Origin of the sequence: Escherichia sp. E4930 (genome assembly GCF_005845405.1) — a bacterium.
In the GTDB taxonomy this organism is placed as follows: Bacteria; Pseudomonadota; Gammaproteobacteria; order Enterobacterales; family Enterobacteriaceae; genus Escherichia.
The window spans coordinates 80,508-89,578 of record NZ_VCDZ01000020.1 but is presented as its reverse complement, the minus strand read 5'-3'; the positions used below and the strand labels follow the sequence as shown (position 1 = coordinate 89,578).

The 9,071-nt window shown below is 49.8% G+C and carries 11 protein-coding genes and 1 pseudogene; 9 read left to right on the top strand and 3 right to left on the bottom strand.

What is annotated here, in order from left to right; genetic code table 11:
• From FFT88_RS20005 to tusE, 5 genes and pseudogenes are all read left to right on the top strand, one after another.
• Window positions 1-340 (top strand): annotated as a pseudogene (locus tag FFT88_RS20005) (3'-5' exonuclease); the annotation flags it as partial.
• Between the two features lie 66 nt (window positions 341-406).
• Window positions 407-658: a DUF4224 domain-containing protein gene (locus FFT88_RS20000; protein ID WP_135404480.1), complete on the top strand. Its 252-nt coding sequence runs from the start codon at window positions 407-409 to the stop codon at window positions 656-658.
• Entirely contained in the window at window positions 627-1,646 is a 1,020-nt protein-coding gene (locus tag FFT88_RS19995; RefSeq protein WP_001372523.1) for a tyrosine-type recombinase/integrase, read from the top strand. Before FFT88_RS20000 ends, FFT88_RS19995 begins: the two co-directional genes overlap by 32 nt.
• A gap of 399 nt (window positions 1,647-2,045) precedes the next feature.
• Window positions 2,046-2,705: an FtsH protease modulator YccA gene (yccA, locus tag FFT88_RS19990; RefSeq protein WP_000375136.1), complete on the top strand. Its 660-nt coding sequence runs from the start codon at window positions 2,046-2,048 to the stop codon at window positions 2,703-2,705.
• A gap of 91 nt (window positions 2,706-2,796) precedes the next feature.
• Window positions 2,797-3,126 carry a sulfurtransferase TusE gene (tusE, locus tag FFT88_RS19985; protein WP_000904443.1) on the top strand — a complete coding sequence of 110 codons (330 nt, stop codon included), beginning with the start codon at window positions 2,797-2,799 and terminating at the stop codon, window positions 3,124-3,126.
• Here the strand turns inward: tusE and yccX are convergent.
• Complete coding sequence (yccX, locus tag FFT88_RS19980) at window positions 3,123-3,401, bottom strand: acylphosphatase (RefSeq protein ID WP_000048252.1); 279 nt, start codon at window positions 3,399-3,401, stop codon at window positions 3,123-3,125. The two genes, tusE and yccX, sit on opposite strands and share 4 nt — an antisense overlap.
• Window positions 3,402-3,494: 93 nt before the next feature.
• On the opposite strand from yccX, the gene rlmI reads away from it, so the two are divergent.
• Window positions 3,495-4,685 carry a 23S rRNA (cytosine(1962)-C(5))-methyltransferase RlmI gene (gene rlmI / locus FFT88_RS19975; protein WP_064528417.1) on the top strand — a complete coding sequence of 397 codons (1,191 nt, stop codon included), beginning with the start codon at window positions 3,495-3,497 and terminating at the stop codon, window positions 4,683-4,685.
• Window positions 4,686-4,742: 57 nt separating this feature from the next.
• On the top strand, window positions 4,743-5,060 hold the full coding sequence (gene hspQ / locus FFT88_RS19970; RefSeq protein ID WP_001295356.1) for a heat shock protein HspQ: 318 nt from the start codon (window positions 4,743-4,745) through the stop codon (window positions 5,058-5,060).
• 45 nt (window positions 5,061-5,105) lie between these two features.
• Here the strand turns inward: hspQ and FFT88_RS19965 are convergent, their stop codons facing one another.
• A complete protein-coding gene (locus FFT88_RS19965; protein WP_130258316.1) occupies window positions 5,106-5,519 on the bottom strand; it encodes a CoA-binding protein in 414 nt (137 codons plus the stop codon).
• A gap of 172 nt (window positions 5,520-5,691) precedes the next feature.
• Here FFT88_RS19965 and FFT88_RS19960 point away from each other — a divergent pair, with 172 nt between their 5' ends.
• A complete protein-coding gene (locus FFT88_RS19960; RefSeq protein ID WP_130205387.1) occupies window positions 5,692-6,354 on the top strand; it encodes a DUF2057 family protein in 663 nt (220 codons plus the stop codon).
• A 95-nt stretch (window positions 6,355-6,449) separates the two neighbouring features.
• A complete protein-coding gene (gene mgsA / locus FFT88_RS19955; protein WP_064528411.1) occupies window positions 6,450-6,908 on the top strand; it encodes a methylglyoxal synthase in 459 nt (152 codons plus the stop codon).
• A 31-nt stretch (window positions 6,909-6,939) separates the two neighbouring features.
• On the opposite strand, the gene helD is transcribed toward mgsA, so the two are convergent.
• Window positions 6,940-8,994, bottom strand: a complete 2,055-nt coding sequence (gene helD, locus FFT88_RS19950) for a DNA helicase IV (RefSeq protein ID WP_135404500.1) — start codon at window positions 8,992-8,994, stop codon at window positions 6,940-6,942.
• Window positions 8,995-9,071 lie beyond the last annotated feature (77 nt).

Sequence of the window (9,071 nt, the reverse complement as noted above, 5' to 3'; positions counted from 1 at the left end):
ACCGATGAAATCCCGTTAGATGACGCTCTACTGCAATTACGGGAATTTATCAACGAAACTCCGGCGAAAGTTTTGTCCAAATCTGGGGAAATGGAGCCAACTTCGACAATGTGATTTTACGCCGTTCATATGAACGGCAGGGACTCCCTGCCCGTGGCGTTACTACAACGATCGCGATGTGCGCACAATCGTTGAGCTGGGAAAAGCCCTGGACTTCGATGTCAGGACGGCTATTCCATTCGAAGGTGTACCTCACAATGCACTCGATGATGCACGCCACCAGGCAAAACAAGTTTCAGCAATCTGGCAAAAACTGATCCCAAATCAGGCTGATTTTTAATGTTCAACCATGACCGCCATCTCCGGATTATATTGACGGCGGTCATGCTGTAAGGCACGTGACCACATGTACGAATTAACGCTATCGCCAGCAGAGATTCAAGAGATCACGAGATACGAGCGATACACAAGACAGCAACACCAGCTAAGGCTGCACGGCATCCCGTTTGTAATCGGACCTAAAAACGAACCAATAGTTCTTCGCCGGGATGTTCCGCACGGGCTGACAGCGATGTCGAAAGTATCTGAACTGGTTTCTGCTGAACCCGATTTTGAGGCGCTGAAAAATGGGAAGACCAAGAAAAAACAAAAAAGATAATGCACTGCCACCGCGTGTTAGATCGAATGGTTACAGTTACGTATGGAAACCCGAAGGAAGTACAAGAACTATAGGGCTCGGTAGAGTGCGGGAAACCAGCGTGGCTAAAGTCTGGCAAAATTATGAACTGGAAAAAGCGAAACTTCACAACATAATGACCGTCGCTAAATTATGGCACATGTTTATGGACTCCCCTGCATTTACAGAACTGGCACCCCGAACCCAAAAAGATTATCGGCAACATCAAAGGGCGTTGCTGGCGGTATTCGGAAAAGTACTTGCTGATAATGTAAAAATTGAGCAGGTAAGAATTTTCATGGATAAACGAGGACTTGAGAGTAAGACCCAGGCAAACCATGAACTGGCAAGTCTGAGTCGTGTATACGGATGGGGGTATGAACGAGGGTATGTGAAAAATAATCCATGCAAAGGAGTCAGAAAATTCACGCTTAAAGCCCGTACTGTTTACATCACTGATGAACAGTATGCTGCGATATATGCGGAAGCAATTCCACAGTTACGAATTGCAATGGAGATATCCTATCTCTGTGCGGCAAGGCTCGGTGATGTGCTCGAGCTGAAATGGCAGGATATTATGGACAAAGGGATTTACATTGAGCAAAACAAGACCGGCACCAAACAAATCAAGGAATGGTCTCCACGATTACGTACAGCGATCCAGTTAGCCCGAAATGTATCTTCCGGTACATGCGAGTATGTGATCAACACAACCAAAGGCGGGAAGGTCATAGCTAAGACGCTGAACAACTGGTGGAATCAGGCCAAACGTGCAGCCGAGCAAAAAGCCGGCGTTCCGTTTGGGTGCAACTTCCATGACATAAAAGCCAAAGGGATTTCAGATTACGAAGGCAGCAGTCGCGACAAACAAATTTTCAGTGGACACAAAACAGAAAATCAGGTGTTGATTTACGATCGTAAAACCAAAATCACACCAACACTGGATTTGCCGCTTGTGGTCAGTAAGTAGGCAATATAGAAAATTTTCAGGCAAAAAGACTTGGTATATTAACTCTGAATAACTCCCTAATATCTTGATTTTTCTTGGTGTTAAGTCTGATTAACTTTTCAGCTATTTTGCGTATTATACTGATTTTCCTTTATTTTTCTTCGGTCTTGAAAACCGGCGACCCGAAAGGGTTCCAGAGTTCGAATCTCTGCGCTTCCGCCAAATAAGATAAGGGGTTAGCTAAATGCTAACCCCTTTTTCTTTTACCTGTCAAAATGCTATACCACACTCAGTGGCTTAACCATCCTCTGCTAAACCTGTTCCAGATCAAATGCGTAAAGATGGGTAAAACCTCTGGGTAGCTTTCGGCATTATCATTATGCTGCTTCATTAATTACATCTGTCATAGAGAGTGACTCAATGGATCGTATTGTTAGTTCTTCACATGACCGTACATCGCTGCTTAGCACCCATAAGGTGCTGCGTAATACCTATTTTCTCCTGAGCCTGACACTGGCCTTTTCGGCGATTACCGCGACGGCCAGTACGGTTCTGATGCTGCCATCTCCGGGGCTGATTCTGACGCTGGTGGGTATGTATGGTTTGATGTTCCTGACCTATAAAACGGCGAATAAGCCGACCGGGATTATCTCCGCGTTCGCGTTTACCGGTTTTCTGGGTTATATCCTCGGGCCAATTCTGAACACCTATCTGTCAGCCGGAATGGGTGACGTAATTGCCATGGCGTTGGGCGGTACGGCATTAGTGTTCTTCTGCTGCTCTGCGTATGTGCTGACCACTCGCAAAGATATGTCGTTCCTCGGCGGTATGCTGATGGCGGGTATTGTTGTTGTCCTGATCGGGATGGTAGCGAATATCTTCCTGCAACTGCCTGCTCTGCATCTGGCGATCAGCGCGGTGTTCATTCTGATCTCCTCTGGCGCAATTCTATTTGAAACCAGCAACATCATCCACGGCGGTGAAACGAACTACATTCGTGCCACTGTGAGCCTGTATGTGTCGCTGTATAACATCTTCGTTAGCCTGTTGAGCATTCTGGGCTTCGCCAGCCGCGATTAATCTCGCCCGCTATCTCTTTCTGAGCCTCGCTTTATGCGGGGCTTTGTTTTTTGTTACACTGCCGCCAGTCTGACTAAGGTAGTAAATAATTATGCTGATCTTCGAAGGTAAAGAGATAGAAACCGATACCGAAGGCTATCTCAAAGAGAGTAGCCAGTGGAGCGAACCACTGGCGGTGGTCATTGCAGAGAACGAAGGTATTACACTGTCGCCAGAACACTGGGAGGTGGTGCGTTTTGTGCGTGACTTCTACCTGGAATTTAATACCTCTCCGGCAATTCGTATGCTGGTTAAAGCGATGGCGAATAAATTTGGTGAAGAGAAAGGCAATAGCCGCTATCTGTACCGACTGTTCCCGAAAGGCCCGGCAAAGCAAGCCACCAAAATTGCTGGCCTGCCTAAACCGGTAAAATGCATTTAACGAATACGGAAATCCGTTAACTCCCCGGAGGGATGATGCGGCTCGCTAAGCACCCGTTCCACACGCGCTGAACGCGGGCCGCCGCTTTTTAACCACTGCATTAATTTTTCCACCTGCCCTTCTTCACCGCAGGCAACGACTTCCACGCTGCCATCGTCAAGATTTTTGGCGTAACCAGTTAATCCCAATCTTTTCGCTTCGTACTGGGTGGTATAGCGAAACCCTACGCCCTGAACCCGGCCGTATACCCAGGCAATTATGCAGACTTTCGACATGACTGCTCCCCTTATCCTTATGGACGCGTTGCAAATCCATGGAAAACTCCGGACAATGGCGCCCATTTCTTTGCATCGACAGAATAGTTAATTATGAGTGTACGTTTAGTGTTAGCCAAAGGGCGCGAAAAATCATTACTTCGTCGCCATCCGTGGGTCTTTTCCGGCGCCGTTGCCCGAATGGAAGGTAAAGCCAGCCTCGGAGAAACCATCGATATTGTTGATCATCAGGGAAAATGGTTAGCACGCGGCGCTTATTCGCCAGCATCGCAAATCCGTGCGCGCGTCTGGACGTTTGACCCGTCAGAATCCATCGACATTGCCTTTTTTACTCGCCGTTTACAACAGGCGCAAAAGTGGCGCGACTGGCTGGCGAAAAAAGATGGCCTCGACAGCTATCGTTTAATCGCTGGCGAATCTGATGGCCTGCCTGGCATTACTATCGACCGCTTCGGCAATTTTCTGGTGCTGCAACTGCTGAGTGCTGGCGCAGAGTATCAGCGCGCGGCATTAATTAGCGCCCTGCAAACGCTCTATCCGGAGTGCGCAATTTACGACCGCAGCGACGTCGCTGTACGTAAAAAAGAAGGTATGGAGCTGACCCAGGGTCCCGTTACCGGCGAGCTGCCGCCTGCCCTGCTGCCGATTGAAGAACACGGTATGAAGCTGCTGGTGGACATTCAACACGGCCACAAAACGGGCTACTACCTGGACCAGCGTGACAGCCGCCTGGCTACCCGCCGCTACGTTGAAAATAAACGCGTACTCAACTGTTTCTCCTATACCGGTGGTTTCGCCGTCTCGGCATTAATGGGTGGATGCAGCCAGGTAGTCAGTGTCGATACTTCGCAGGAAGCCCTGGATATCGCGCGGCAGAACGTTGAGCTGAACAAGCTGGATCTGAGCAAGGCTGAGTTTGTCCGTGATGACGTCTTTAAATTGCTGCGTACCTATCGCGATCGCGGTGAAAAATTTGACGTTATCGTGATGGACCCGCCGAAGTTTGTTGAGAATAAAAGCCAGTTGATGGGCGCATGCCGTGGCTATAAAGACATCAACATGCTGGCCATTCAGCTGTTGAATGAAGGCGGAGTTCTCCTGACTTTCTCATGTTCTGGCCTGATGACCAGCGATTTATTTCAGAAAATCATCGCTGACGCCGCAATTGATGCCGGTCGTGATGTACAATTTATAGAGCAGTTCCGTCAGGCCGCCGATCACCCGGTGATCGCTACCTACCCGGAAGGGCTATATCTGAAAGGGTTTGCCTGTCGCGTCATGTAACTTGAAAAGTGAAATTTTGCCCATATATCAAAGGTAAAGATTTCCCGGGAGGTGACTATGATTGCCAGCAAATTCGGTATCGGCCAGCAGGTCCGCCATTCCCTGTTAGGTTATCTCGGAGTGGTCGTGGATATCGACCCGGTTTACTCGCTCTCTGAACCGTCGCCTGATGAGCTGGCGGTGAATGACGAGCTTCGCGCCGCTCCGTGGTATCACGTGGTGATGGAGGATGACAACGGCCTACCGGTTCATACCTACCTGGCTGAAGCCCAGCTAAGTAGCGAATTGCAGGATGAACATCCAGAGCAACCGTCAATGGATGAGCTAGCGCAGACTATCCGCAAACAACTCCAGGCGCCGCGTCTGCGTAACTAATCCTCATAAACATGCCCGGAAGGTTTTCGCCTTCCGGGTATTTTTTTATTTCGCCAGGCCCAGACGAGGGATCTCAATCGCCGGGCAGCGATCCATCACCACGTTTAGCCCTGCATCACGCGCCAGCACTGCCGCCTGTTCATTTATAACACCCAGTTGCATCCATAAGGTTTTCGCCCCAATAGCGATCGCCTCCTGCGCCACGTCCCATGCTGCTTCTGAATTACGGAAAACATCGACCATATCCACTTTTTCCGGAACCTCCGCCAGCGTGCCGTAACCTTGCTGGCCTAACAGCGTTTTACCGGCGACCTTTGGCGAGACGGGAATAACGTGATAGCCCTGATCGAGCAGATACTTCATTACGCGATAACTTGGACGATCGGGTTTGTCACTTGCTCCCACCAGCGCAATGGTGCGAGTGGACGTTAAAATGCCTGCAATATCGGTTTCTTTCATCATTTCCTCCAGACTATTTACCAAAGTGTACGACAATCCCGACATGCCAACCATGTAGCTACTACGAATGTATGAGAGCAAAAGCAGAAAACATGTCTATATGTTAGTAAGTATGATTAAAGAAAAATTTTGATACATTATTAGTCGGGCGGTCTTTGGACAGGAGCTACCTATGAAAACCGGCATTATGACCACCTTGATTGCACTGTGTTTGCCGGTATCCGTTTTTGCCACCACACTGCGGCTATCCAGCGATGTTGATCTCCTGATACTCGACGGTAAAAAGGTTTCCAGTTCTCTGCTTCGCGGTGCTGATAGCATCGAACTGGATAATGGACCACATCAGTTAGTGTTTCGCGTTGAAAAGACAATTCATCTTTCCAGTAACGAAGAACGACTTTATATCTCCCCGCCGCTGGTCGTTAGCTTTAATACCCAGCTCATTAGTCAGGTGAATTTTCGTCTCCCTCGCCTGGAGAATGAACGAGAAGCGAACCATTTTGACGCAGCGCCGAACCTTGAATTGTTAGATGGCGATGCGACGCCGATTCCGGTGAAGCTGGATATTCTCGCCATTACCTCTGCCGGGAAAACAATCGATTATGAGCTGGAAGTCGAACGCTATAACAAATCCGCGAAACGCGCTTCGCTACCGCAATTTGCCACTATGATGGCGGACGACAGTACACTGCTCTCCGGCGTTTCGGAACTGGATGCAATTCCTCCGCAGTCACAGGTGCTCACTGAACAACGGCTGAAGTATTGGTTTAAACTGGCTGACCCACAAACGCGTAATAACTTTCTGCAATGGGCGGAAAAACAACCTTCTTCCTGAGATTTTTGTGCCTGTGCGCAGGCTTTTTCAGTCTTTATCTTGCAGCGATAAGTGCTTACAGTAGTCTGTAGGAAAGTTAACTACGGATGTAAATTATGGAACTGACAACTCGCACAATGGCGGCGCGTAAACATATTGCGCTGGTGGCACATGATCACTGCAAACAAATGCTCATGAGCTGGGTGGAAAGGCATCAACCGCTTCTGGAGCAGCACGAACTTTATGCAACGGGCACCACGGGTAACTTAATTTCCCGCGCGACAGGAATGAACGTCAACGCGATGCTGAGCGGCCCGATGGGCGGCGATCAGCAGGTTGGCGCATTGATCTCAGAAGGGAAAATTGATGTGCTGATTTTCTTCTGGGACCCGCTGAATGCTGTACCACACGACCCCGACGTGAAAGCGTTGCTGCGTCTGGCGACGGTGTGGAACATTCCGGTCGCCACCAACGTGGCAACGGCTGATTTCATCATCCAGTCACCACATTTCAACGACGCTGTAGATATTCTGATCCCGGATTATCAGCGTTATCTCGCAGAACGCCTGAAGTAAGTTCGCACAGGCGGCACTCGCCGCCTGCTTCTTACGGTTTCCTTGCTACCGGTACATCCAGTTTTTTCAGGTCGTCCACAAAGGGAGAAGGATTCTCTTTGCTGAACAGTACCCAAACCCGATGCCGTGCGCGAGTGAGCGCAACGTACATCAATCGCCGTTCTTCGGCGTCCGGGTAGTCCTCTACTGGCGGCAGTAGCGCCTCTTCCATAATGGACTCACGCGCCACAGCCGGGAAGCCATCACTCCCCTCCTGCAAACCAACGATGATGACGTAGTCGGCCTGTTGCCCTTTGCTGGCATGAATGGTCATAAAGTCGATTTGCAGCTTCGGCCAGCGCGTCGTGGCTTTATCCAGAGTAACGGGCTTCAGATGATGGTAACGCGCTAGTACCAGAATGCGCTCTTCGGGTTTGACATAACCAGATAGCTTGTCCAGTAAAGCGTCAAGCTGACTCTCATCCAACAAGGTGACGGCTTTTTTGTCACCATTCGTTAAGCTATTCAGCAGTTTTTTCAACTGATTAGGGTTCTGCTGAATAAAACGGTTTGCCACCTCTCCGATACGGCTATTGAAACGGTAAGTCGTGTTTAAATCACAGCGATCGCCTTCACCGAAGTTTTCATGGAAGGCCGTGGTGAGCGACATTTGCGCGCCGCTGAAGCGGTAAATAGCCTGCCAGTCATCGCCAACGGCAAACAACGTTGTCTGACTATTTTGTTTACGCAATGCTGCCAGCAAGGCCGCTCGCTGTGGGGAGATGTCCTGGAATTCATCAACCAGAATATGTTTCCACGGGCTGATAAACCGCCCTTTCTCAAGGATAGCAATCGCCTGATGAATCAGACCTGAAAAATCGACGGCATTTTCCGCTTTCAGCGCACCTTTCCAGGCTTTCAGCAACGGTGCCATCAATTTGATTCGTTTACTGAACAGATCCCGAATCTCTTCTGGCGCACTGGCAATCATTTCAGCCTGCGCGCCACCGTGCATCCGCATCAGACTGACCCAGCGATCGAGGCGAGATGCGAGACGACGCTGCAATTTTTCATCATCCCAGAAGTTGCCTTCTGGCACTGACCACTGCAGTTCTTCCATCAACCATTGTCGCCAGCCCTTCGCCTGTGCTTTCTTTTCACTACACTGCTTGCGCCACTCAGCAATAAAGAGTTCATGGCGGGCTGCGGTGTCATTTTCCAGGTTGCTGACTGTCGGTACTTTTTTGCTGCCTTGCTGAATAATATGCAGGGCCAGAGAATGAAACGTGCGCGCGGTAATCTCTTCGGTATGCAGCCGTTCGCGGATCCGCTCGTCCATCTCTTCCGCCGCTTTTCGGCCAAACGCCAGCAATAAAATTTGCTCGGGAGATGCTTCACCACGCGCCAGTAACCAGCCTGCGCGCGCCACCAGCACAGACGTTTTTCCGCTTCCTGCGCCAGCCAGCACTAACAGGGAATGCTCACCATTAACCACCGCCCGGGCCTGCGCCGGATTAAGCGGTGAAGACTCAACCTGACGGAAAAAATCCGCATATTCGTTAAGCATGGTTTCGGTATACGCCTGATTATGCTGCAACCGACTGCCTTCAATATCTTTCAGCCAGGCCTGACATTTGCGCCACGCCTCACGACAGTTATCAAATTCCTCCAGGCGATTAACCGGTAATGGCAACGCTGACAAAGCCTGACGAATTTGTTTCTGTACCCCAGTGGTTTGCTCCCGCGTCAGCCATTTATTTTCTCCAGTGCGGGCAGCAATAAGATCCAGTTGTTGCTGCAATACGCCAGCGGCAATTTCGCTCATTTCCTCGCTCCAGCGCCGCCAGTGAGCATCAAGATGATGGTGAAAACGCTGCGTCTCTGCCCATTCAGTGCCATGCAGACGCACGACTTTTTCATCAGGCAATACAAATTCCAGCTCACCCCATACCAAACCACGTTTGCAGTGAATAGCCAGTAATTGATTGAAAGGAATAAGGTATTCGTGGCGATCGCCGGAAACTTTTATCCCGGCATTGAGGATCACCGCCCGATCGTAAGGGTGCTGTGCCAGACGTTTGCCAAGAGTTGTCGCTTTCAGTTCCATGTCTCTGTAGATCCACACGATGTCATTTCTTATCAGTGTAACCGCCAGAGAAAACGTGCTCCAGCCCAAAAAAACGT